This is a genomic window from Microseira wollei NIES-4236 (assembly GCF_020521235.1).
GTDB classification, from domain to species: Bacteria; Cyanobacteriota; Cyanobacteriia; order Cyanobacteriales; family Aerosakkonemataceae; genus Microseira; species Microseira wollei.
This window is the reverse complement of sequence record NZ_BLAY01000108.1, coordinates 1-23,407: the sequence shown is the minus strand read 5'-3', so window position 1 is coordinate 23,407 and position 23,407 is coordinate 1. Positions and strand designations below refer to the sequence as shown.

General features: G+C 42.6%; 19 protein-coding genes, 1 rRNA gene and 1 pseudogene. 9 read left to right on the top strand and 12 right to left on the bottom strand.

The window, feature by feature from the left end:
- The first annotated feature begins 22 nt into the window (after positions 1-22).
- Positions 23-772, top strand: a complete 750-nt coding sequence (locus MiSe_RS30185) for a DUF4340 domain-containing protein (protein WP_226587301.1) — start codon at positions 23-25, stop codon at positions 770-772.
- 215 nt (positions 773-987) lie between these two features.
- Here MiSe_RS30185 and MiSe_RS30180 read toward each other — a convergent pair whose 3' ends face one another.
- The 5 genes from MiSe_RS30180 to MiSe_RS30160 form a co-directional block, all read right to left on the bottom strand.
- Positions 988-2,409 (bottom strand): serine hydrolase, encoded by a 1,422-nt coding sequence (locus MiSe_RS30180; RefSeq protein ID WP_226587300.1) that lies wholly within the window; start codon positions 2,407-2,409, stop codon positions 988-990.
- A 42-nt stretch (positions 2,410-2,451) separates the two neighbouring features.
- On the bottom strand, positions 2,452-3,417 hold the full coding sequence (locus MiSe_RS30175; protein WP_226587299.1) for an ARC6/PARC6 family protein: 966 nt from the start codon (positions 3,415-3,417) through the stop codon (positions 2,452-2,454).
- A 78-nt stretch (positions 3,418-3,495) separates the two neighbouring features.
- Positions 3,496-5,826, bottom strand: coding sequence for a hypothetical protein (locus MiSe_RS30170; RefSeq protein ID WP_226587298.1), 2,331 nt, complete (start codon positions 5,824-5,826; stop codon positions 3,496-3,498).
- Positions 5,827-5,836: 10 nt separating this feature from the next.
- Positions 5,837-7,969, bottom strand: a complete 2,133-nt coding sequence (locus tag MiSe_RS30165) for a hypothetical protein (RefSeq protein WP_226587297.1) — start codon at positions 7,967-7,969, stop codon at positions 5,837-5,839.
- 82 nt (positions 7,970-8,051) lie between these two features.
- Positions 8,052-9,146 carry a caspase family protein gene (locus MiSe_RS30160; protein WP_226587296.1) on the bottom strand — a complete coding sequence of 365 codons (1,095 nt, stop codon included), beginning with the start codon at positions 9,144-9,146 and terminating at the stop codon, positions 8,052-8,054.
- A gap of 48 nt (positions 9,147-9,194) precedes the next feature.
- Here MiSe_RS30160 and MiSe_RS30155 point away from each other — a divergent pair, with 48 nt between their 5' ends.
- Positions 9,195-9,599, top strand: coding sequence for a calcium-binding protein (locus MiSe_RS30155; protein WP_226587295.1), 405 nt, complete (start codon positions 9,195-9,197; stop codon positions 9,597-9,599).
- Between the two features lie 140 nt (positions 9,600-9,739).
- Here the strand turns inward: MiSe_RS30155 and MiSe_RS30150 are convergent, their stop codons facing one another.
- Together MiSe_RS30150 and MiSe_RS30145 are read right to left on the bottom strand one after the other, a co-directional pair.
- Positions 9,740-10,549: a superantigen-like protein SSL4 gene (locus MiSe_RS30150; RefSeq protein ID WP_226587294.1), complete on the bottom strand. Its 810-nt coding sequence runs from the start codon at positions 10,547-10,549 to the stop codon at positions 9,740-9,742.
- A 773-nt stretch (positions 10,550-11,322) separates the two neighbouring features.
- A complete protein-coding gene (locus MiSe_RS30145; RefSeq protein ID WP_226587293.1) occupies positions 11,323-11,763 on the bottom strand; it encodes a CAAD domain-containing protein in 441 nt (146 codons plus the stop codon).
- A gap of 297 nt (positions 11,764-12,060) precedes the next feature.
- Between MiSe_RS30145 and folK the strand changes: the two genes are divergently transcribed.
- The 4 genes from folK (at position 12,061) to MiSe_RS30125 (ending at position 17,162) form a co-directional block, all read left to right on the top strand.
- Positions 12,061-12,564 carry a 2-amino-4-hydroxy-6-hydroxymethyldihydropteridine diphosphokinase gene (folK, locus tag MiSe_RS30140; RefSeq protein ID WP_226587292.1) on the top strand — a complete coding sequence of 168 codons (504 nt, stop codon included), beginning with the start codon at positions 12,061-12,063 and terminating at the stop codon, positions 12,562-12,564.
- 176 nt (positions 12,565-12,740) lie between these two features.
- Entirely contained in the window at positions 12,741-13,289 is a 549-nt protein-coding gene (locus tag MiSe_RS30135; protein WP_226587291.1) for an NUDIX hydrolase, read from the top strand.
- An 80-nt stretch (positions 13,290-13,369) separates the two neighbouring features.
- On the top strand, positions 13,370-14,800 hold the full coding sequence (locus tag MiSe_RS30130; protein ID WP_226587290.1) for a cryptochrome/photolyase family protein: 1,431 nt from the start codon (positions 13,370-13,372) through the stop codon (positions 14,798-14,800).
- A gap of 580 nt (positions 14,801-15,380) precedes the next feature.
- Entirely contained in the window at positions 15,381-17,162 is a 1,782-nt protein-coding gene (locus tag MiSe_RS30125) for a ShlB/FhaC/HecB family hemolysin secretion/activation protein (protein WP_226587289.1), read from the top strand.
- A gap of 40 nt (positions 17,163-17,202) precedes the next feature.
- Here the strand turns inward: MiSe_RS30125 and MiSe_RS54065 are convergent.
- The 4 genes and pseudogenes from MiSe_RS54065 to MiSe_RS30100 form a co-directional block, all read right to left on the bottom strand.
- Positions 17,203-18,405: pseudogene (locus MiSe_RS54065) on the bottom strand (RNA-guided endonuclease InsQ/TnpB family protein).
- A 1-nt stretch (position 18,406) separates the two neighbouring features.
- On the bottom strand, positions 18,407-18,982 hold the full coding sequence (locus MiSe_RS30110; RefSeq protein ID WP_226587286.1) for an IS607 family transposase: 576 nt from the start codon (positions 18,980-18,982) through the stop codon (positions 18,407-18,409).
- A 76-nt stretch (positions 18,983-19,058) separates the two neighbouring features.
- Positions 19,059-19,868 carry an RNA-guided endonuclease InsQ/TnpB family protein gene (locus MiSe_RS30105; RefSeq protein ID WP_226587285.1) on the bottom strand — a complete coding sequence of 270 codons (810 nt, stop codon included), beginning with the start codon at positions 19,866-19,868 and terminating at the stop codon, positions 19,059-19,061.
- A gap of 12 nt (positions 19,869-19,880) precedes the next feature.
- Positions 19,881-20,165, bottom strand: a complete 285-nt coding sequence (locus MiSe_RS30100; RefSeq protein WP_226587284.1) for a hypothetical protein — start codon at positions 20,163-20,165, stop codon at positions 19,881-19,883.
- Between the two features lie 71 nt (positions 20,166-20,236).
- Between MiSe_RS30100 and MiSe_RS51285 the strand changes: the two genes are divergently transcribed.
- The 3 genes from MiSe_RS51285 (at position 20,237) to MiSe_RS53010 (ending at position 23,217) form a co-directional block, all read left to right on the top strand.
- Positions 20,237-20,455 (top strand): transposase, encoded by a 219-nt coding sequence (locus tag MiSe_RS51285; RefSeq protein WP_264196728.1) that lies wholly within the window; start codon positions 20,237-20,239, stop codon positions 20,453-20,455.
- A gap of 656 nt (positions 20,456-21,111) precedes the next feature.
- Entirely contained in the window at positions 21,112-22,737 is a 1,626-nt protein-coding gene (locus MiSe_RS30090) for a reverse transcriptase domain-containing protein (protein WP_307731563.1), read from the top strand.
- Between the two features lie 153 nt (positions 22,738-22,890).
- Positions 22,891-23,217, top strand: coding sequence for a transposase (locus tag MiSe_RS53010; protein ID WP_226587283.1), 327 nt, complete (start codon positions 22,891-22,893; stop codon positions 23,215-23,217).
- 69 nt (positions 23,218-23,286) lie between these two features.
- On the opposite strand, the gene rrf is transcribed toward MiSe_RS53010, so the two are convergent.
- Positions 23,287-23,403, bottom strand: a 5S ribosomal RNA gene (gene rrf / locus MiSe_RS30080).
- Positions 23,404-23,407: the final 4 nt, after the last annotated feature.

The window sequence follows — 23,407 nt, the reverse complement described above, 5'->3', positions numbered from 1 at the left end:
TTTGGATTGATGAATTTGAATTATGAAGTTGCAGCAGTCTACTTGGATTCTAATTCTCGCGGCGATACTTTTAGGTGGTATCGTATATGTATACGAAATTGAAGGCAGACCTCAGCGAGAAGCAACAAAAGCTCTTGAAAATAAACTGTTTGATTTTCAAGAAAATGACGTTCAATCTGTTACCTTAAAAACTAAGGATAAAACGCTTTTATTTGAGCGTAACAGTCAGCCACCATCGGGTAATTCAACTCAACCAAAATGGTTGATGACGGTACTGGAAATGGCAAAATCAACTCCCACTCCCACGCCAACTCAAACACCAGTAGCAATCGCTACCCCCCCAAATCCCACTCAAACACCAGTAGCGCTCGCTACCCCCCCAACTCCCACTCCACAAGCAACGCCAATTGCACCGCCACCAGAGACGAATTTAACCAAAGTTCCGGCGAATGAGGCATATGTTGTGTTTTTGCTGGATCAGATGGTGAAAGGGAAAGGCGATCGGATTACAATCGATCCGCGCATCGACTATGGTTTAAATCAACCCCAAGCGACGATAGATGTGAAGCTAAATAACGGCAAAACCCATCAACTAATTTTGGGTAAGCCTAATTTTAACAACACTTCTGTGTATGCGATCGCCGATCCAACCGCTCAAGGGAATCAATCGCCACAAATACTTGTAATATCCAACAATTTTGAAAATGCCGTGAATCGACCTTTATCAGAATGGAAACAACCGGAACAACAACAAAATCCTGAGAAAAAGTAGGGGCACGGCATCAATAATACAATGCCCTTGCCAACAATATTGTGGTTGCCGTGCCCCTACGCCTAACGATCAGGAATAAACCCGACATGATATTACAGACAATTTCTGAGCCAAACAAACCGGGTTTCTCTGAAAAATCCTTGGTTTGAAAACTAGAGATCTACGCAGAAATCCGGTTTCTAAGCTCCTCGTGCGTAAGTCTGTTCCAGCTGCTATCAACGGTTAAAACTGCGCTCAGTCATGCGATTGTATACCAGGCGAGACATCCTGGGAAAAATTTTCTCGTCTTTGGCGTAGGCCGGATCATCAGCAAAAATCGCCAGAATATAAATATTTTTCCCATCTGGTGTTGCTATTAATGCTGCCTCCTGACGAGAACCAGAAGTCCAGCCAGCTTTAGAATAAAACTGCACATTAGTGTCAGCTAAAGATTCGCCCAAAAAGGCTCTTATCGGGTTGAATTCATTAGGATTTGGTGGCTCTTTCTTCCAAGATAAATAATTCAAATTTCTTCTTAACCAATCACACATTTTTTGGCTGGCTTGTGGTGAAACAGCCTGTTGTAGATAACAAGTTTCATAGAGTAGTCTAGCAGCCTGGTCTGTTGTAATTTTATTCCGAATTGGCTGTGTAGGTTGGCTGGGATTAAGTCGCAACTGCAGATCGCTACCCTGTGGTTCAGAAAGCTTCAGGTAGGGAATGGGAAAGGTTTTTTGGCTAATATTAATATCCTTGTAGCCAGCGTCTTGGAAAAATCGATTAAGTTGTTGGCGTTTATATATCCAATTTTTTAATTCTTCACCCTGGAGTACTGGTAAAGATTGCGTGTTCGTAATTTGGTCAACAATAAAACTAGCAGCCTCGTTATCAGATTCATTTATCATCTTAGCGATATAGGGATGAAAATCTGCTTCATTCATCCACATACCGCTTTCTATTTGGGCATATAGAGGTAACATCCAAAACATCTTGACTACGCTGGCAGGATACCTCAATATATCTTGCTGATATCCGGCAGCTTCGCCCGTTTTTGCGTCTATCAAGGTAATTGATAAAGGCTTTGTTGGCAGTCTCCTAGCAGCAGCAAGATTAACAGCATCATCAACAATTGCTTGCAATTTTTCAGGATGCTTAAATGATGGAGTTGTTTTCAAATTATAAACAATTTGTAAATTTTCTTGCCCTGGTTGGCGAGAAGGAAGAGGTAGCGAATTTTTTATCGCCCACGCTGGAAGTAATATGGGTGTAGAAGATAAATTACGAGTTTTTTGCTCAGATATTTTTGCATTCTGTTCTTTCAAATGCTTTGATATAAGGCTGGTTACTCCTACTCCCATAATTGTCAATCCAGCCGCTACAGCAGTCACTACAGCGATGAATTGCCGATTTGATAGTTTATTGCTATAATTTTGAGTTAGGCTCCCTCTATCTTCGTAAACTTGCTTCTGAGAATGTGAAGTTTTCAGATTCGTAGACGGATAACCATATTCATTTTGATCGCAGTTTATTTGATTTTGCAATTGAATATTTTCCTGCCGCAGCTGGTCAATAGTTTGATAAGCCCGCTCTAATTCTGCTTTTAGCTGGGCAATTTGTTCGCCGTCTTTATCCCATTCGGATTGCTTTTTATGACTCACTAGCTACACCTTATTTGTAAGATTTTTAAGTTTATCTTAGGCTTACTGACTGCTTTGACTTTTTTTAATAATTTTGACAGTCTTGTAAGCCGCTAACTTCCATTGCCCATTAACAGCTTGCAAAGTGTAGCGAACCAAACGGGTATCTAAGGAAGTATTTTCGGCGTCAATCGAGCCATTTTTTTTATAAAGTGTGCGTTCTTCTGTTACTATTGTTTCAATTGTTGCGTCACTACCATTAACGAAAAATTGCTCAACAGAATCTATCTTTTGGACTCCATAACGATAGTAAGCACCATTTTTCTCTAGCCAATCCAGCGAGCCACCCGCTCCAATGTTATCGTCATACGCTTTCCCTGTAGTTAATTCAGCACCGAGTTGGCGATTATAGGGAGGAGCAAATATTTCTCGCTTAGCTTTTAACCATCTCTCAATCAAGTCTACAGCTTGGTTTTGTGAGAGTGAGGGAGCTGGTTGAATTGAAATAACGCCTGCTTGTCCTCCTGTAATTTGATGTCTAATCATGGAGACAAAACCAATTAGTATTGCCCCGCTAATCAAGCCACCTATAATGATAGCGTTTTGCCAGTTCCTTACACCAGCCAAAATTCCAAGTGCAGTTGGTGAATTATTGCTAGGGTTTCTATCTTGAAATGTTTCTGTTTTATTGATTGTCTTAGTTGCAAGAGACGCACTACTTTCTACCTGATCAGCGATCGCATTGTTGGCAGTATTATTTGTACTAATTTCCTGCCAATTTTCTAAGGGAAACAATGCAAGGTTGTCGTTTTCTTTAACTCCTGCTTCTCTAAAAGTCTGATTTTCGCTTAATGCTTTATAAGCTTTGCCATTTCTAAGTAAAACAAATCCGTAAGGCGATTTATCTGGCAAACCCAGGAATGTCTGTACCTCCTCACGATATTCACTTAACTTTTCATCTAGTACAATACTTAGTGTTTTCTCGCGGCTACCATCATGTTTTTGGAATGTTACTGCAATTTCTTCCATAGGTTAGTTCCTATCTGATATTTATTCACTGCTTCACTGTTGATAAAACTAAGATTTCGATGACATATTTTTTTATACCTACTGATTATCGTTTCCTTCTAGTTCTGGGAGATCTTGATTTGGAGCATCATCTAAAACAGGGTTATTTTTACTCTCCTGAAGTTTCGCTTTTTCAGCTAATTCTCTAAGGCTAGGAGCTTGGGATATTTGAGGTTTGATAACTTTAGTTGCAGCATCTTCCAAAGAAGGAATTTTCAGTTCTTCTGTGAGAGTGCGAATTCTCTGATCTAGTGCTTCAATTTCATCTTCGTCATCCTCGTGTCCTAACAGATTCTCGCGTCGTGCAAGAAGTTTGTTAAGTTCTCGAAGTTTAAACTCATATGTTGTTGAATGTATCTGACTCTGAGCTTCAAGTTGTTTGAGTCGTGCTTGACGTTGTACATCAAGTACCTTTTGTTTTTCCCCAGCTAGAAGTAGCTCTTGTTGAGTCCGTGTCCGCTGCAAATTACTGATGCGGATTTTTAAGCCAAATTGTTCAACTACACTATCCGTAGCCCACTGGTTGATGAGATTTTCTATCAAAGATAGATATTCTAAGTTTGTGTATTGTAGGTCATCTTTAGTAAACGTGCTTAACCTGGAATTCAGCCTTCTTTCAATAGATTGACTAATGTCTTCAATTTCCGGTTGTCTAGCTTGGAATGTGTACCAACTATTAGTTTCCACACCTTCAATTTGGAAATCGCCTCGGAATGTAACTGCTTCCTCAATATCAGCCAGTGAAGAAACATGAACCTCAAAAGAACCTATCTTGCCATACAATTTCTTGAAATGTTTGGCAATTTCTGTATCATGTACGTGGATAGTAATTCTGCTGACATCAGCAGTGAAACCTGCTTTGAGTTCTTGTTTGATTGCACTGATTAATTCTGCTTCAACTGATGCTGTTTCCTGTCGTCCTTTTTCATCTACACCAGGATGGTAAAAACGCATATAATACCGTTCTGGTGAAATATTATTCAACAATTGACTGGTAGTCCGGTAAATTGTGTCCTCGACTAACTTTTTGATGTCAGCTTTAGGCTTCAAGTAATCTTGAATTTTGGTAAAATCGGCAATTTTGGCAGTAGCAGAGACACTCAAGATTACCTTGACATTGGCATCATTAGTAGCCAAATGTTTTTCGGTTACTTCTATGTCGAAATTCTCTTTGAGTTCCAGATGTTCCAAATAGGGTATAGAAACAATCTGATTCACAGCATAGCCAATAGACTTAGCCTCATATTGCATCTGTTTTTTAATTTCTTCAGCAACATCCTCAAAGTTGCATAAGACATCGATATACTTCTTCTTAAGCATCAAAGGCTTAATAATTTTTTCTAGTTCACTCTCAACCCATTCTTCCAATTTCAAGCCTTCATTAGGTTTATACCTAGCGGTATTTAGAGGCAACATCAATATAGTTGTTTCAACATATATTGGCTCTGAATATTTCTGAACCTCACATTCTACATTACATTTGATAGGAACAAGTTGTCTCGCAGAAGCAACGGCATTACTGCTGAGAGATAAGTACCCTACCTTGCGACCATAATTAACTAAAACAGAGTCTAAATGTGTAACCAGTTGGTCACGGACAGTATCTTTCAGTTCATAGCTAAACTGGTCTATCGTAATGTATTGAAGTAGGTAACTTTTTACCTCTCTTTTAAAGAGTCTGACTAATTCTGGCCATTTACGAGCATCTTTAACATCATTGAAGATAGCCTTAACTTTATTCTTTGGGTCAACAATTAGCTCAGTTTGAATTTGAAGCTCTAATGTGTCATCACAATCTGAAACATTCACTTCCATTGGGAAAGAAGGTATAGGAAAGGATTCAAGTTTAGCTTCTTTCTCAAAAGCAAGCTTCAATTCTATGTTGATGCCTACATCTTCTTTGACTTTGATTTTTACATATTCTCTTAGCTTGGCTAATTGAACATCATAATTATCTAGAAATCCAGCAGCATCATTTTTAGTAAAATCAGCAATCCACTTCTCAATTTTCTTATCAAGAGCTTCACCTACAGTTTTACCCCGACAGAGAGATTCAATAACCTTCTCCTCATTACCAGCTGCGCAACTTGCCCAATATGTAATAGCAATGCCTAGTTTCTCACCTGTGACAAAATAAGTTAGATAGTATGGACTAGCTTGACGTTCAGCAATATTGGCGGGATCGTTTGTATTGCAAACAAGGTAAAATGCTATATCTCCTCCCAATAAAGGTTTTTTGGGTATTACCTTCCATTTCTTTTTGTCGATTATTACTATTTTTTCATCATAAGAGAGAGATTTTGCTTTTTGGTCTCTTGTTTTTGTGTCTATTTCCTGAATGACTTTACCTAAAGAATTTGCTTGACTCATCTTCATCTCCTTATTTGGCATTTATATTAGTTTTTTGTGCTGCTTTGAATTGCTTCTTCAGTTGTTTAACTACACTACGTTGACGTAAAGTTTGTTTCCTTAATTTTTTGTCTTCAGATTCTCCCGGAGATTCCTCTAGGTCTGCACATAACAACTCATCTATGAGTTCCTCCCAAAAAGTCACAAGCTCTTTTTGTTGAGAACGATTTGTGTGTTGAATTATTTGCCGAATTAAGTTATCAGCTATCTGATAAACTTCTGGTGCAGGATCCTTCTTTTCTAGTCCCATAAGAATCATGAACCATCCTGCAATTAGGAAGCCAATCAGTGGTATGAGGTCTGTCTTGTTAATATCTTCATCGATATGCTTGATAGCTAATTCTCCCTCATCATCTGGATAAAAAATCCAACTGATTAAAGTTTTTATATTGCTCTCCATTGACTCATGATTGAGAGGTGCAAATAATGGATATTTAGATGGATAGCAACCGTAGTGCTTTACGTCCATATCTGATATTGTTTCTAGAGAGTACCCGAAAAGTAGCTGTAAGGCATATTTATTAGATTGAGAGTATTTTCTTGGAGGACAATCTGATTTAGGCAACCATGTTTTTATAGTTTCTAGCATCTCGTAAATACGAGAATCGCTTTGCTCTAACTGACTGTATAAGAACTTATAAGCCTGAGAACGTGCGTCTTTATCTCCCCTATCTAGCAACTGCTTTACCCAGTAAAGCTCATCAAATTGAGAGACAAAACGTAAACGTTTGACTATTCCTAGAACAGCGTCATAACGTTTCACAGATATCAAATATTCTAAGAAATCTTTAATTACTCCCTGTAGTTGAGAGTAATCCAGCATTTCTTTAATTAAACTGGATATGCGTGCCAATATAAAATTAATTCGTTTTTCTGGTTTAATTTCTGCCAGTAATCTATCGCCATGCTCCTCCAAATCGCTCTGAGTAGTAATGTCCTGATTAGCTTTTTTTGTGAATATTGTAATAATTTCAAACAGCCAATCTCTGCCATAAGTATATGGAGAAGACATAGCCATATCAACTGATAAAAAAATGGCATTTATTGCCACATTTACAGATACATAAGAATTAAACAATAAGAATCGAGACTGCTTAAATTGGTTTGATAAATAAGCTGTTCGCTCTTCTTTAAAGTATTTTTTTAGCTTCTCTCTTAATTGAGGAGCGTAAAAATCAATTACTTGTGAGTTATCTTCTTGATAGATAGCACCAAGAAAGCAATTTTGTAAAATTGTATCATGTTGACACTCTTTCCAAATATCAGTTAGCGGCTTCTCTTTTGGAGCTTCTATTAGTCGCGTTTCCCCTTGTTCGGTGGTTATTTGCGATTTGACTGTAACAGTAGTGGTTTGCTCTGCTAACAAAAATGAAACAACCTGTTCAAATTCAGGTGGACTCAGATTAGGGAAAAATGTAGCTACATAAAGTACGGTATTTTTTATGAGATTATTTTCGGCAAATAGCGATTCAATAGAAACATTTTCAATTTCTTTATTAAATTCGGTAGAGTCAGACTTAAATTTAGGTCTTTTACGCTTGATGTCTTCAAATTTTTCTAGTTTTTGGCTAATCTCCTGTATGATTTTTTCTATTTTGTCAATTTCTTTTTTAAGAAAATCCCGTTCTTCCTCAAATTCAAATTTTCTTTGTATAAGGCTATCTTCTTCTAAAGCATCTATTACAGTCTTCCGTCGCTTAACTATTACATCTATTTTCCTATTTAAGTTATTATATTCATTATCTTTCTGTCTATGCTCATTCTTTATTCTCTCTAGCTTGAGCAGTAACAGATCTGGATTTTCATTTAAAACAAATGAATTATCTTCTTTTTCTTCATCTTCTTCCTTGGAATCAGATTCGTCTGAATCTTCGCCGCCAGATTTGTGCTGAAATTTTTTACGTATGGCGTTAAAACCAAATTGTTTCCTAGCTGCATCAGGTTCGTCTGCTGTTTTCTCACAATTCTCCTCAGATGATTTCTGAGCATCGGGGTTACCTGCTATATTTTCAACATCAGTATTTAACTTTTCTTCTTTCCCAGATTCCGGTTTGTTTTTATTTTGAGATTCTTCAGGTCTAGAATCAATTTTTTCGTCTGCCATTGCTGCTCAACTCCTAACTATATAATCACCACTAGCCAGACATGGCGATTTATGTTTATTCCTTGACGTAACTCGTTTATTACTATTGAGTAAGTAAGGCTATTTTTGTTTGTAGTTGGTGAATTTTTTGTTCTACTAACTCACGTTCTTCCTCAAATTCTGCTTTCCTCTCTTTCAGGCTATCTTTTTCTACAGGATCTATGACAGTTGCTAGTCGCTTGACTATAACTTCTATCTTTCTCGTCAAGCTGTCATACTGTTTTTCTTCAATTTCAATATCTTTTTGTAAGCGTTTTATCTTTTCCTGATTAAAAGCATTATGATTAGTCAAAGGATTAGTCCTATAAACTGGTTCAAAAATTGGTTCTTCGTCGATAAATTTTATGCGTTTTGGTTCTTTGTACCCACCAGCGTAATAACAAAGCGGAAAGTCATCACTAAGATTGAGTACCTTGTTGACAAAAGGCTTTTGCTTGCCTGCTGTGCGCTTAGGTACTTGGTCGAATAAATAACTCAAAATGTTAAGAATACGTGCATAGCCATCCTTAACTACAGATGCCTTACCCTGTAAAGCCTCTAGTAAACAGGCCGTAAAAACACTATATGGGTTGCCAGTATAGGAATACTGTTCTGCGTCTGATGAAGCAATAACAACCCGTCCGCTACCGCTTTCCAAACTACTCAGTAAAGAAGGTGGTACAGGTAACTTGGTAAATCTTGTATCTGGTGTTTTCAGTGCTGGTACACCACCTGCATGACAGCAGTCTAAAATCACCACCAGCTTTTTAGCTTTAATTGCTTCAATCTTTTCCGTAAACTCCCATCCAGAAATGGCAGTTTCCGTCCTTATATTCCAGTCAAAGCCATATGGCACCAGAAAATACTCAGGAGGGTTATCCAGGGACGTAATTCGTCCACCATGACCGGAGAAGTAGACAATCACCATTGCATCAGGATTCTGATTCACCCGCTCAATAAGTCGGTCAAACGCCTCAAGAATCGCTTGCCGAGTTGCTTTAGCCTCCGTCAACAGTTCCACCTGTTCTAGTGGGTAGGCGGCGCGAGTTGGGTCAACCAGTACATCACGTAAGGCTGTTGCATCTTTGACGGTAACTGGTAAATCAGCACCGACACCAATCAGCAGCGCGTGACCGCTAAAGAAAGTAGCGTTGGTCATGTAATGTGTTATTTACAATAAACCTCTGTTTAATAAATAACATCTGTATTGCTGACAATTCCGGAAAGTTCAAAAAAATTTTTCCATCAGAGTGTAGAGCTTGGCGATGATTACCTCTATGGCATGGATGGTGATGACATCGTATTGGGCGGTAGTGCTAGGGATGAGGTGTCTGGTGGAGCAGAGAAGGACATGTTGTTTGGCGGCAGCAACTATGATATTATTGACGGTTACGGCGGTTCTCTATTTGGCATCTATCCAGTCGTTGAGAGATACACGCTAATCGGTGGCAGTGCAACCAATACTATCGTGCTGCGTAAAGACACAGGATTGTTCATAGCCGGTGTTGATCTCTCGATCGCATCCTCTCCATCTGTGATGCGATCGCTCTCAATCAGGACTGATATCATGTCCGGTCGATTACCCATGATTAGGAGTAGGGAACATTATTAACGTTATCTGTTTGTCCGAGATATCTATGATGTTCCCTACCCAACGACGCGGTGAGGTTTTTTTATTATGGGCAATTCAACGGACATGATATGACGCAAAGAAACCCGGTTTCTAGGAACGCCCTTGCGTAGTCCTGTCAATTATCTCGCTACCGGAGAAGTAACACCAGGCGCTACAGAAGAAATCCGACCATCTAACTTACGGGCAATTTCGCTCAAAGATATCTTCGGTGGCTGACCATCAGGATACATCACAGCGGTAAGTGCGCCGTAACTATTGCGGCGAAAAGAGCCAATATCGATCCGCATTGGTTGACCTGCCATCGATATTTTTAGCGACATCCCGGTGGAAACTTCACTCATGTTATTAAGTTCGGGAATAGAACTAAAATCTTCAATTTGAATTCCCGTTGAAGTTTTTAATTTCTCCCTAATTTCATCGATCATTTCCTGTTGGAATTCGGGTTGCTGCATCTTTTTGATATAGTCATCAAATTGTACCCGATCTGTTTCTTTCAGCGTTCCAGTATATCCAACCACAATTTGCGCGTTTTGCGAACTGCTAGCTGTTTGCGACGATGGCGAACTACTTGTTTGCGACATGAACGCAAACAGATTTTCTGGGTTTAGACTAAATTGCCCCAGTTGTTTTTTGAGCATTTCCACAAAATTAGCCGTCATCTGAGGCGGTACAGCTTGAAACCCAGGCGGCATATCTTCCAGCGTCAGCGTCACCTTTGACGATGTTTGGGGTTGAGGTGTCACCTGGGGTTCAGGTGTCACCTGGGGTTCAGGTGTCATCTGGGGTTCAGGTGTCACCTGGGGGCTGGCTGATGGCGAGGTTTGGGCAATAATGGGGGAGATTCTGGTTGCGATCGCTTCTTTTACAGAACCACCAGCGTAGATTGCACCAGTCAACAAACACAAAATCAAACTTAAACTTTTCTTCATTTTAGGGCACAATTCGGGGTCGCTATTTTATGATAGCCAGCAGCATCACGCCAACCAGGGTAAAATATTGGCGATCGCCAGCGAGCAACTTGGCAGCAATTTCCATCACTTGCGCTTGTTGCTGGCATTTTCAAGCCCAAATCCGAGCAATTCTACAACACTGAACCCATAGGCGTATTCCATAGTCCAGGTTGATTTGCTCTTGACGAGGGTATCCAACGGTTGTATTGACGAGGGTAGCGTCGGCAATTGTTTCCAAATTCCCTATCCCTGTGGGATATACAAACAAAAACCTCCCAGCGCGGACGTTTTTGTTTGATCCGATCTTGCACAAGCGCCTTGAAATAACAGGACTTACGCAGGACGATCGTAGAAACCGGGTTTCAAGCTGCGATCGCTTCGCGAAGGGAGGCATATCTCTAGTTCCAAAGCGACGATTTTTCATAGAAACTTTGGTGTTTGCGTCAGCTGTAGTAGCACAGCATTAGACAACCTTTTGATAGAGATCGCGCATTTGGGGCGGGTAATACCTGCCCAATTCGTGTAACCAGGAAATATCTCGTTAAAGTGGGTTCCTACCGCTACAAAACCCGTTAAAACAGCTTAAAATTTTTATTCCTTCGCAATTTCAGTCAGTTTTAACTGACTTAAGCTATTAGCCCGGAAATTTATTTCCGGGCGGGTGTTTCCAATTAGCTGAGGCAATAATTACAGCACGATAGACCTGCTGTAAAATTATTAACCTCAAACCCCAGGCAAACTTTTAATCGCCTTTAAACTTTTGGCGCGTTGCCCAATACTTGATTTTTCAGCCCTTTTAGCTCTTCGGACAATTCTTTGCGAGTCGAGGCACGGAGTAAATACCGATACACAAACCAACCAGCATACCCCATACCCACGAGTTCAAAGAAAGGCGACAGCAAAGGAATATCGTTCAGCGCATCCAGCACTGCCAGGGTTACCTTGACGGTGACAAACGCAGCTACAATCAAGCCAACCGTCAGCAGGGGTTTTTGGTACTCGCCAAAAAAATCACCCATGTAATCGGGCAGCTTAGACAGATACGAAAGAACCAGATCGACGTATTCCTGGAACTGACTCTCAGACTCACTGGTAGGAGGAACTGTCGCCAAGGGAGCATTGTCTGCCGTTTCCACGGTGACTTCTACTTTCGGCGTTTCAGCTTGTGGTGGTTTGGGTTGTTGAGCTTCCATGTTGATATCTCCAATTATGATAACGTTGCTTATGTTATCTAGGCAGCGCCCCTCTTTGCACCAAAACCTTAGCAGATTTACACGATTTTTGTTCTTGAGGGCACATTTTTGACCTTAGACGGCAGTTATGTCAATTGTTTCGGGCGCGATCGCGTAGCGTGCGCTGGGCGCGATATGCCAGAGGCAGGCTGCGCCAACGCGCTATTATCCTAGTGAACGACAATTGCCACAGCTAGTGCCTCTATCTGTGGAATTACTGGGTTTGGAGCCAGCGAGAGCATCGGAGAGACTAGGACAATGGCAGAATGGGACAATAGCGGTGTCTGGCGCAGTTGTGCGATCGCACTCGGTAGCAATCTGGGTGATTCCCGTACTACCCTTGAGAACGCCCTGAAAACCCTTGCCCAAACTCCAGGGATTATTTTACAAGCTGTCTCCAGTTGGTATGTTACCAAGGCCGTAGGGCCGCCACAGCCGGATTATCTCAATGGTTGTGCCTTGTTGAGCGTCCAGATGAGTCCAGAGGCGTTATTGGAGACGCTGCTTTCCGTGGAAGCGAAATTTGGTCGAGTCCGCCGCGAACCTTGGGGGCCAAGAACCTTAGACTTAGATTTGTTGTTATTTGATGACTTAATCTTGCAGACGCAATCCCTCCAGATTCCCCATCCTCGCATGAACGAGCGAGCGTTCGTGCTGGTACCCTTGGCGGAAATTGCCCCAGACTGGGTAGAACCAGTTTCGGGACATGCGATCGCCCAACTCGTCCAAGCGGTAGACTGTTCAGGAGTCCACCGTCTGTGATAGTTTACGCAATGCGTGCGATTTCTCACCCACAACAGGCGAACACCTTTGTAGCGGCAGGTTTTACCAATAACCATCAAACAAAACAAACAATTTAACTAAACCCGCCCCGCGAGCATGTGAAAATTACTAATGCCCCACGCCCCAATCTAAAATCTGCAATCTGAAATCCACATATGCCACAGGGTAAAGAACCCCCACAACTACTCAAACAACGTCTTTTTTACCTCGGTCGCAAGTTCAATTATGAAGTCACCCGCCTCCGCCTACCCAACGGCGTCGAAGGAGAATGGGAATGCGTCCGTCACCCTGGTGGTGCCCTCGCCGTTCCGGTGACAAAAGAAGGCAAACTGATACTATTGCGGCAGTATCGCTTTGCGGTTGAAGGGCGAATTTTAGAATTTCCCGCCGGAACTCTCGAACCTGGGGAAGATGCGGCAGAAACAATCAAGCGCGAAATTGAAGAAGAAACCGGCTATCGCGCCAAAACCTGGACAAAGCTGGGAGAATTTTTCCTAGCTCCCGGATATTCCGATGAAATTATTTACGCCTTTCTAGCGCAAGATTTAGAACCCCTAGAAACGCCACCCAATCAAGACGACGACGAAGACATGGAAACAGTTTTGATGACTCCCCAAGAATTAGAACAAGCTATCCTTGATGGTGAACCAATCGACGCCAAATCAATCTCCAGTTTTTTCCTAGCCCGTCCATTTTTGAAATAACTATAATGGCTAAATGCTAATAGCTAATCAGAAAACTACCTGCAATTAGCCATTAGCAATTAGCAATATACCCATTACCCATGTCCGATCTAATTTTATTTTGGCATCGCCGCGATTTACGTATTTCTGACAATATCGGATTGGCTGCTGCCAGGCAACAAAGTTCAAAAATAGCCGGTGTTTTTTGCCTAGATCCGAATATTTTGCAGCGGGATGATGTAGCACCAGCCAGGGTGAAATACATGATAGGCTGCTTGCAGGAACTCCAGCAAAGATATGCCGCAGCAGGTAGCCAATTATTTATTTTGCAAGATGACCCCAAGCAAGCGATACCTCGACTGGCGGCGGCTTTGAATGCGAAGGCGGTATTTTGGAATTTGGATGTAGAGCCTTATGCTAAAGATCGCGATCGCATCATCACCGATGCCCTCAAAGAAAAAGGCATCGCCGTACAAAATTTCTGGGATCAGTTATTGCATTCCCCCGCAGAAATCCGCACGGGTTCAAAACAATCTTACACCGTTTACAGCCCTTTTTGGAAAAACTGGATCGGCAAACCAAAAGCCACCCCAGTAGAGATATTTCAAAATGGAATAAGTTTAACTGAAATTGAAAAAGAAGCCGCGCGTCAAGCGGGGGCAAAAGAATTGCCATCAGCTAAAGCTTTGGGATTTATATGGGATAAAGAACTGGTATTAGCAACCGGAGAAACAGCAGCAAAAGCAAGATTAGAAGAATTCGGCAAATCAGCTATTTTTGAGTATAAAGAACGGCGCAATTTTCCATCTGTTGATGGCACATCCAGATTAAGTGCAGCCTTAAAATTTGGCGCAATTGGTATCCGTACTGTTTGGGCGGCAACGCTTGCTGCAATCGCACAAACTCCCAGGGAAGAAGCACAAGCAAGTATCCAAACTTGGCAACAAGAACTCGCGTGGCGAGAATTTTACCAACACGCAATGTATTGGTTTCCAGACTTAGCAGAAGGTGCGTTTAGAGAAGTATTCAAAGACTTTCCTTACGACAACAACCCAGAACATTTTCAAGCATGGTGTGAAGGCAAAACTGGCTATCCAATTGTAGATGCAGCGATGCGACAAATGAATGAAATCGGCTGGATGCACAACCGCTGCCGCATGATAGTCGCCAATTTTCTTACAAAAGACTTATTAATAGACTTCCGGAACGGAGAAAAATATTTCATGCAGAAGTTATATGATTGGGATCTTTCTGCTAACAATGGTGGCTGGCAGTGGAGTGCATCGAGTGGAATGGACCCGAAACCAGTGCGAATTTTCAACCCAGCATCTCAAACCGAAAAATTCGATCCAAAAGCAGAATATATCCGGCAATGGATACCAGAGTTGCGGTTAGTAGATACACAATCCCTCGTCACAGGTAAAATTCCACCTTTAGAACGGGAAGCACTTGGCTATCCTCAACCGATTGTGGATCACAGCAAACGGCAACGCGAGTTCAAACAGCGCTACAGTCAGCAAAAAGCAGGTTAGTAGGGTCGGGTTTAAAGGAAGATATTGTATTCTTACATACAAGCTAGTTAAACCTGCTGCGGTGCTGGTGAAACCGAAAGTCAGGTTTGTAGTTAGGACTTTAGTCCTTAAAACATTCGCAATATATTGAAACAGCGCCGCCTTTGTCAATTGGTGAATGTACTTAAAAATTAGGTTATGATGATAATTAAAACAAGGATAGATAAGGGAAAGGCAGGTTAACTAGGACTTACGCAAAGAAACCGGGTTTCTCTGAAAAATCGTCGGTTTGGCAACTAGAGATCTACACAGAAACAAAGATGATAGGAAAGCCCTTGCGTAAGTCCTGTTAACCTTACCTTTCCCGTGTCTGTTTGATTCTCATTACGATCAAGGCGGTTAAACAATGAGAACCAGGGATGAGAGAGTCAGGGATACATCGTCAGCACTGAGATAGTTGAAGCTACTGGCTGGGTGATAAACTCTAATGGCTATCGTTGTTGTACTTACCGCAAAGCTGCCCACTGCGACACCTTACAGACCGCAACTGAGCATAACTTCTTGTACCGTGCCAGAAAAATAAAAAATTAAAAATTTAAACATGAAGCAAACCCCTCGTTTATTTTTTCATTTTGCTTTTTTAATTAGCATCTGCGTGAGTGCCGATCCTCTCGCAGCTCAAACCGTTGCTCCTTCTCAAGTCCCCTCAGACCTCCCCAGAAACCAGGAGCTACTTCCTAGCCCGATCATTCCACGTCCTCAACCTTTACCAACGCCACAACCGCCGACGCCTGCCCCCCTCCCCCCACCCTCTGAACTGCTGCAACCAACACCTCCAACACCAACAACCCCCCTGGAGGAACGTCCCAGCAACGTTCCTGGGACGTTCACCGTTGAGCGGTTCGAGTTTGAAGGAAATACAGCCTTCAGCGATCAACAGTTAGCAGAAGTGACCAAACAGTTCATCGGACGTGCCCTGACGTTTGCCGAACTGCTGCAAGCTCGTTCTGCGGTTACCGATTTATATGTCAGAAATGGCTATATCACATCTGGCGCTTTTATTCCACCCCAAACTCTAACTGGCGGCGCGATCAAAATTCAGGTGGTTGAAGGCAGGGTAGAAGAAATTCAGGTGACGGGAACAGGGCGTTTGAACCGGAACTACGTGCGATCGCGCATCGCCTTGGGCAGCAAAACCCCCTTGAACGTCAACCGCCTGCTCGAAGCACTACAACTGCTGCAACTCAACCCCTTAATCGCCAACTTGAGCGCCGAACTCTCAGCCGGGTCGCGTCCCGGACTAAGCGTAATTGCAGTCCGCGTCACACCCGCAGATACCTTCGACGCCCAAATTACCCTTGATAATGGTCGCTCTCCCAGTGTCGGCAGCTTCCGCCGAGGCGTCCAGCTAACCGAAGCCAACTTACTGGGACAGGGAGATAGCATCAGCGTTTCCTACACCAACACCAATGGCAGCAACGAGGTGGATGTCAGCTACACCTTTCCGGTGAATGCTCGTAATGGTACTCTCCGCTTCAGCTACGGTTTCACCAAAAGTCACATCATCGAGCCACCTTTTGATGCGGTGGATATCGAAGCGAGTTCCGTTGACTATGACCTGACCTTCCGCCAGCCGATTATTCAAAGCCCCACCCAAGAACTGGCTCTCGGCTTGAGTGCTGTTCGGCGAGAAAGCGAAACTTCCCTATTAAATACACCCTTCCCGCTCTCACCAGGTGCTTCGGACGACGGACGCACCCGCATTACCGCCCTAAGGTTTTTCCAAGAATGGACGCAGCGGGGAAGCCGACAAGTCTTTGCTGCCCGGTCCCAGTTCAATGTGGGACTAGGTTTGTTTGATGCTACCACCAATAACGACCCCCCCGATAGCCGCTTTTTAGCATGGCGGGGTCAAGCACAGTATCTGCAACTGCTGGGTTCAGCAACTCGCGAACCCAACAGTTTGCCGTTGCTATTGCTGCGTGGGGATGTGCAGTTGGCAGACCGATCTCTTTTAGCGTTAGAGCAGTTTGGTTTGGGCGGCTTTGAAAGCGTGCGGGGTTACCGCCAAGACGCTTTACTGACTGATAATGGCGCTTTAGCTTCTGCCGAAGTGAGGTTTCCTATTTACCGACTCCGCAGCGTTGAAGGTGTTTTGCAGGTTATCCCATTTGTTGATCTGGGCAGAGCTTGGAACAGCTCTGGAAAACAAAATCCAGACCCCAGCACCCTAGCCTCTGTTGGACTGGGCGTACAGTGGCAGCAAAGCGATCGCCTGCGAGCCCGCGTAGACTATGGTATTCCATTAATTGAGGTTGAATCGGGCGACAGAACATTGCAAGAACGGGGTTTATATTTTTTCCTACAGTACAACTTCTTCTGATCGAGGTATAAACAGTTAGTAACTTTATGGACAAATGTCCTCAAGCTACTTTTCCCGGTGTGACTCGGAATGGGTAAACTGCAATACCCTCTATCCCTAAGCTGAATGCCGCTCGGACTACCTTTCTTGTTAAATTCAAACTGGCGTTAATATCAGCGTGAATCAGCATGCCATGTTTAGATTTATACCAAGCCCTTTTAATTCGTTTACCACTAAAACAATGAGTCTCACCTTTTTTGTAAACTGGGATTGGGTCTAAATCTAAAAACGATGCTGCACTGGTATATGATTCTTCATTAACCATAACAGTGATACCAACCAACTCAGCTTTGTATTTCAATTGCTCTATAAAACGAGCATGAGGAATACTGACGAAGTTCTGATTTGTGGTTTTACCTAAATTTATTTGGAGCTTCCAGCGCTCGTTTTTACCAATGACTAGCGTTCCGATTCCCTCCGACACCAAGTAATCAATAATCCATCGGCTACTTTGATGCAGGTAGTTATCCACTCGATTATTACGCTGACGAGTCAACAATTCAATACGCTTTGAGGTTTGAGAATTACCTTTAAGTTGAGATTGAAGATCAGCTCTAATTTTGTTGTATTGTTGATTGATTGACTTGAGAGGTCGCCCATTCACAAGTACAGGTTTAAATCCTGGCTTGTTTGAAGCTAACGCCGCTTGTCTAAACCTATATCAATTCCTGCTATCCAACTCGGATTTAATTGTTGGGGTTTTACCTCTTGTTCATAAACTACTTTATCTTGGTATGATTCTGACTTGTTTCACATCAGTTGCAGATGTAGGAAATTCAATGCTTGTTTGAGATAATTTAACAATTCCTTTTTTCATGGCCGGTTTAGAAATTGCACCCGATTCATAAATAATAATGTGCCTGTCTTTATTTTTGTTCTTATACTTGGGTAATTGAGGTCTGGCTAAAAATTTTGATGGTTCTTGATTATAGGCTTTCTGTGCTTCAAAAAAAGATTTCCAGTTGCGGTGTAAAACCATCAAAACTTGATTGCTGACTTTACGAGGTAGCGCTGTATATGATTCGTGCTGCTTTACTAGATGGAATACCGCCGCATTATTCAAGTATTTTCCTTCAAATATAAACAACTGCCTCACTAAGTAGTTGGCATAATTGTATAGATTTTTATACCGCCTACATAATGAGTCTATCTCTTGATAAAATCCCTGGCCTTTTTTGATAGCATGGCGCTCAACTAATCTCATTTCATTCTCCGTTACTTTTTAATTCACTAATGATTTTTTCCGTTTTTCTTTTGGCTCTCCTCAATCCATAAATCCGTTGGAAAAATGATGTAATAACTGCCACTAATTCTGGCATTAACTCATCCTTACAATTGTCTGCGTCGTTGACAATTTCTAATTTATTGCCGGTCGCCTCCAATAAAAGTTTGATGTAGTTTAGCCCAAACCTTGTTACTCTGTCTCGATGTTCAGCTAGAAAAATATTGTAATTTTCATCCTGTAATGCACTCCTCAAAAGTTTGCGATTATCGTTAAGCCCACTCCCAATTTCTTTGACCACTTTGTATACTCGATAACCTTTCGCCATCGCATAATCAGTTAATCTTTGAGCCTGCCTTTCTAAATTTGATTTCGCCTCTGCTGATGAAACTCTGGCATAAATCAATGCCATAGGCTCTTGCTCTACTGGCTCATCGGACTCAATAATAATTGTCCCAGTGGCGGGAATTTGGTAGCCCTTTAGCTGACCTGCCTTCCACCAACGATGCGCGGTCTTATAACTTACTCCTGCTTTTTTGGCGTAGTCTGATAATTTCATCCTCCCATATTACCGCTATTGGGTATATATGGGTATAAAGTCAACCGCCCCACCCACAAGGGGATGGGGCTGGTAACTAGCCGACAGAATCGGCCCAAACATACGGCATATTGACTGATGCCTGCTCTTGAGTCCCTTGTTGGGTAGAAGAGAGAATATAATCATCTCGAATATTCAAAGCAGCATTAAGATCGGCGTGAGTTCGATGTCCACAATTTTTACAGTGGAATTTAGATTTTCGCCGAAAAGTTCTTTTGATGTGCTTGCAAACATTGCACTTTTGGCTGGTGTAACGCAAAGCGATGTGTACTACCCGCTTTCCTAATGCCTCTGCTTTGTAAGTCAGAAACTGTTCTTGTTGGTAAAAAGGCCAGCTACCCAGCCATTTGTTAATCTTCTTGCCACGAGAAGAAGTGCGAATACTTGACAAATCTTCAAGCACAAAAATCGCTATTCCTGCCTGTAAGCTAAGCTTTTTACTTACACAATGGTTCTTGTCCTTCATCAACCGCTTCTCGCGACCAGACGCCTTAAGGCGACGTTTGGCGCTGCGAGTGCCTTTTTGTTGGAGTTGACGACGATTGTACAAGTATCGCCTCTGTGCTGCCCTAATTTTAGAGGAACTAAAGAATTGACCGTCGCTAGTAACAACCTGGTGATATAAGCCTCGGTCAACCCCTTGAATTTTTCCCTCTTTTGGTTGTGGTGTTTCTGTTTCAAATACCAGTCTTACCCAGAATTGCTTGGTGTTTTTGGTATGTGTGACAGTTGCCCCACAAAACTTCCAAGTCTCAAAAACTTCAAGGAAGTAATCAGGCACATTAAGAATTAAACTAACTCGCTTACCGATACAGCTAAGAGTTAATTGCTTACCTCTGAGTGTCATGGTGCGTTTATCTTATCTTAGTCCTGATGTTGGTTTTTTCTTGGGAACGCGCTTGAACTTGGTAGCCTTAATCGCTTCTAATGCGTTATCTCTGATGGTTTGTACCAAAGCAGAAGGCACACAAGGATGCTCTACTCTTAGCGAGTGATACAATTCCTTGTGTGCCTTATTTTTGTTGTAACTTTTGTTAGCAACAGCCCAGTCGATCTGCTTATTAAAGATTTCTGCACATTCGCTCATTAAAGAGAGAAACCTGTCTGACGGCAAGTCAACTGGGATGCTAACGGTTCTTTTCATTAGCGTTTAACTGCGTATTGATACGCTGATGCTATCTTGGCTTTATATGTTCTGTCAATATGCGCTAGCCAATGAAGATATTGTCATGCTCTCACGCTCAACACTGCTTGGGATACCACATCATCTTTTGCCCCAAGTACCGCCACCAGATTCTTGAAGGTGCGGTAGAGGTGGAGCTGAAGCGCATACTGGGCGAGGTGTGCAAAACATACAACTGGACGCTCCATGCCCGCCGAGGTGATGCCAGACCACGTTGTGCGATTCGTTTAGGCGAAAACGAAAGGCTATGAGCCTTAAGTGTGTGCCTAGCAGGAGTTACAGCCTTTCGTATCGGCTGAACAGAACCCTGACAACTTAATGACCATGTGGGTGAAAGCCCCACCACTCAAGGTGCAGAGTTGAAAGCGCTTCCCCTATTGTTTGGTGTAGCAAACCAAATGATAAAGCGGGGAAGTCAAGTGGAGGTAATTGGGGAACCTATCCTTACATCCCTTCTAGCAAGAACTCATGGGTAGCGTAAGCGAAAATGCTATTAACTGCCGTAACAGGCAACGAGTGAAATTAGGTTGATGTCCCTCTGGACTAACACTGGGAGACCCAAAATGGGCAAGGATAAAGGTCTAACGTTAATGTGGCGATTAGACTGCACCTCAAATAAAACCCGGCAGAGAGCATTGCCCTAACAGTTCTATCAATGGTCATTAGGAACGAATTAACCCCTATATATCTCTAGAAACGGTCGATTTTCTAGTAAGTTGCTAGCCACAAGATATATGGGGGCAGGATTGAATCAGAAGCCAATGCCTCACGTAATGGTGAGGATATGCTGACGGATTCACGATTGTTTGGAAAGAATAGGTTTAAGTAGCAATGAATAAGTCTAATACAGAGTTGTTAAAAACTACTGTGGAATGGAAGAATATCCCGTGGCGTAACATCGAACGGGTTGTCTTTAAGTTGCTTTCATCGCATATTCAAAGCCGCACAGCGTGGAGACCATCGTGCAGTTCGCAGGCTTCAGAAAACCTTGATGAAGTCCTGGTCGGCAAAGGTATTAGCCGTTCGCAGGGTAACTCAGGATAATCAGGGCAAGAAAACCGCCGGAATAGATGGAGTTAAAAGTTTAACTCCCCAAAAAAGGCTGGAACTTGTAGACCAACTGAGACTAACCGATAAGGCAAAACCCGTTCGGCGTGTCTGGATAGATAAGCCCTCAAAAACGGAAAAACGCCCATTAGGTATACCCACAATGAACGATAGAGCAACCCAAGCTCTAGTAAAAGCTGCCTTAGAGCCAGAATGGGAAGCTAAATTCGAGCCAGATAGCTACGGATTTCGACCCGGACGGGAGTGTCACGATGCAATTGGAGCAATATTTATTGCAATTAGGCTCAAGCCCAAATACGTGCTAGATGCTGATATTGCAAAATGCTTCGACCGCATTAACCATGATGCACTGCTGAAAAAATTGAATACATTCCCCACCATTCGCCGACAAATTCGTGCTTGGTTAAAAGCGGGAGTGATTGACTGGAGTACCGAATCAAATAATCAATCATCGTATACTCCAACATCTGAGGGCACGCCGCAGGGTGGTGTGTTATCACCACTACTAGCCAATATAGCTCTCCACGGCATGGAAAACCGGATTAAACAATATGCCGAAACTCTGCCCACTAGGGCGGGATATGGCAAAAAGGTGAACAGGGGCAGCCTTAGCCTCATTCGGTACGCTGATGACTTCGTAATTTTACACGAAGATAAAGCCGTCGTCCAAAGATGTCAGCAGATAATAATTGATTGGTTAAAAGACATGGGTTTAGAACTTAAACCTGAAAAAACCAGACTTTCACACACGCTCATTGAAGAAAGTGGGAATGTCGGGTTTGACTTTTTGGGGTTCCATATTCAACAATACGTTGGAAAATTTTCCTCAAAACAAGGGTTTAAAACTATCATCACCCCTTCAAAGAAAGCTTTGAAAGAACACAATAACAAAGTGGGTAACATCATCGAACAGCATAAAAACGCTCCTAAAGAGGCGTTAATTGCCAGACTTAATCCAGTCATTAATTACTCCAAAACTCTGGGCAGCCAAGACACATTTGAAATGGCTGATTTCGTCACCTTTCATCAGCTTTTTGGATGGGCAGACAAACGTCACCGCAGCAAAAAAGCTGCCGCCACCGAATGGAAAAAGAGTGGTACTAGGAATTGGGTGTTTGCGTCTAATGATGGACAAGAACTTAAGCGGCATGATGCCGCACCAATTACTAGGCACGTAAAAGTGCGGGGAGATAAAACCCCCTATGACGGAGACTGGGTTTATTGGAGCAAGAGAAGAGGGGAGTACCCTGGTACAATGCCCTTATTAGCAGACCTCCTGAAATCACAAAAAGGAAAATGCTCTCACTGCAATATGTACTTTACTTCAGAAAGTTTGATTGAAATTCATCATGTGGATGGAAACCACAACAATAACAAAAGAACTAATTTGAAGGCTGTACATAGACATTGTCACGATATTATTCACGCCAAATGGGAACCACAAGTATGGGTGCAGGAGAAGTGATGATTCTTATTAACCCATCCCCTAATCCTGAAGCACGGGAAAGCGGTACACATGACAAGTGCCAAACAAACGAGGAGCCGGATGAGGTGAAAGTCTCACGTCCGGTTTTGAAGGAGAGTTCGGGTAGGTGACTACTCGTTCGACTCTAACCACTTGTTTGTGCCGGCAGATCATACAACTGCACCAGTAGAAATTGCTAAAACAATGAAATCAATTTCTGCGGTGCATATTTTTAATACATTTAAAGATTTAAAAAGGCGTTGCTTTTGGGGTTCCGGGATGTGGAGCGATGGTACGTTTTACTCGTCTGTTGGCGGAGTTTCACAAGAAGCTGTTAGACAATACATTGAAACTCAAAAACAACGCGGTGACTCGCTATCCCGAAAAGAGAATGCTTGCGTAAGGGGGCACCCTTACCCCCTTACGCAAGCCGCGCTTACATCCCCACCCACTAGGGGATGGGGTTTTGCGCGCGTTTAATAAATATTTACAACACCAAAAAGCTCTCTTCGATCAGAAACAGAAGAGAGCTTTTTGGTTGAGTATAGAACCTGGCACCGCGCTATTTTTCCAGACAGTCACCCGCCTAGTATCTTCGCCGCTGCGGCGTTTCACCTCCGAGTTCGGGATGGTTCGGTGTGGAGCCACCGCGCTCACAGCACCAGGAAAA

What these genes read in the sequence shown, in the direction of transcription:
- MiSe_RS30185 (WP_226587301.1), top strand. Translation starts at nt 23, where the DNA reads ATGAAGTTGCAGCAGTCTACTTGGATTCTAATTCTCGCGGCGATACTT.
- MiSe_RS30175 (WP_226587299.1), bottom strand. Translation starts at nt 3,417, where the DNA reads ATGGAAGAAATTGCAGTAACATTCCAAAAACATGATGGTAGCCGCGAG.
- MiSe_RS30170 (WP_226587298.1), bottom strand. Translation starts at nt 5,826, where the DNA reads ATGAGTCAAGCAAATTCTTTAGGTAAAGTCATTCAGGAAATAGACACA.
- MiSe_RS30165 (WP_226587297.1), bottom strand. Translation starts at nt 7,969, where the DNA reads ATGGCAGACGAAAAAATTGATTCTAGACCTGAAGAATCTCAAAATAAA.
- MiSe_RS30160 (WP_226587296.1), bottom strand. Translation starts at nt 9,146, where the DNA reads ATGACCAACGCTACTTTCTTTAGCGGTCACGCGCTGCTGATTGGTGTC.
- MiSe_RS30150 (WP_226587294.1), bottom strand. Translation starts at nt 10,549, where the DNA reads ATGAAGAAAAGTTTAAGTTTGATTTTGTGTTTGTTGACTGGTGCAATC.
- MiSe_RS30145 (WP_226587293.1), bottom strand. Translation starts at nt 11,763, where the DNA reads ATGGAAGCTCAACAACCCAAACCACCACAAGCTGAAACGCCGAAAGTA.
- folK (WP_226587292.1), top strand. Translation starts at nt 12,061, where the DNA reads ATGGCAGAATGGGACAATAGCGGTGTCTGGCGCAGTTGTGCGATCGCA.
- MiSe_RS30135 (WP_226587291.1), top strand. Translation starts at nt 12,741, where the DNA reads ATGCCACAGGGTAAAGAACCCCCACAACTACTCAAACAACGTCTTTTT.
- MiSe_RS30130 (WP_226587290.1), top strand. Translation starts at nt 13,370, where the DNA reads ATGTCCGATCTAATTTTATTTTGGCATCGCCGCGATTTACGTATTTCT.
- MiSe_RS30125 (WP_226587289.1), top strand. Translation starts at nt 15,381, where the DNA reads ATGAAGCAAACCCCTCGTTTATTTTTTCATTTTGCTTTTTTAATTAGC.
- MiSe_RS30110 (WP_226587286.1), bottom strand. Translation starts at nt 18,982, where the DNA reads ATGAAATTATCAGACTACGCCAAAAAAGCAGGAGTAAGTTATAAGACC.
- MiSe_RS30105 (WP_226587285.1), bottom strand. Translation starts at nt 19,868, where the DNA reads ATGACACTCAGAGGTAAGCAATTAACTCTTAGCTGTATCGGTAAGCGA.
- MiSe_RS30100 (WP_226587284.1), bottom strand. Translation starts at nt 20,165, where the DNA reads ATGAAAAGAACCGTTAGCATCCCAGTTGACTTGCCGTCAGACAGGTTT.
- MiSe_RS51285 (WP_264196728.1), top strand. Translation starts at nt 20,237, where the DNA reads ATGAAGATATTGTCATGCTCTCACGCTCAACACTGCTTGGGATACCAC.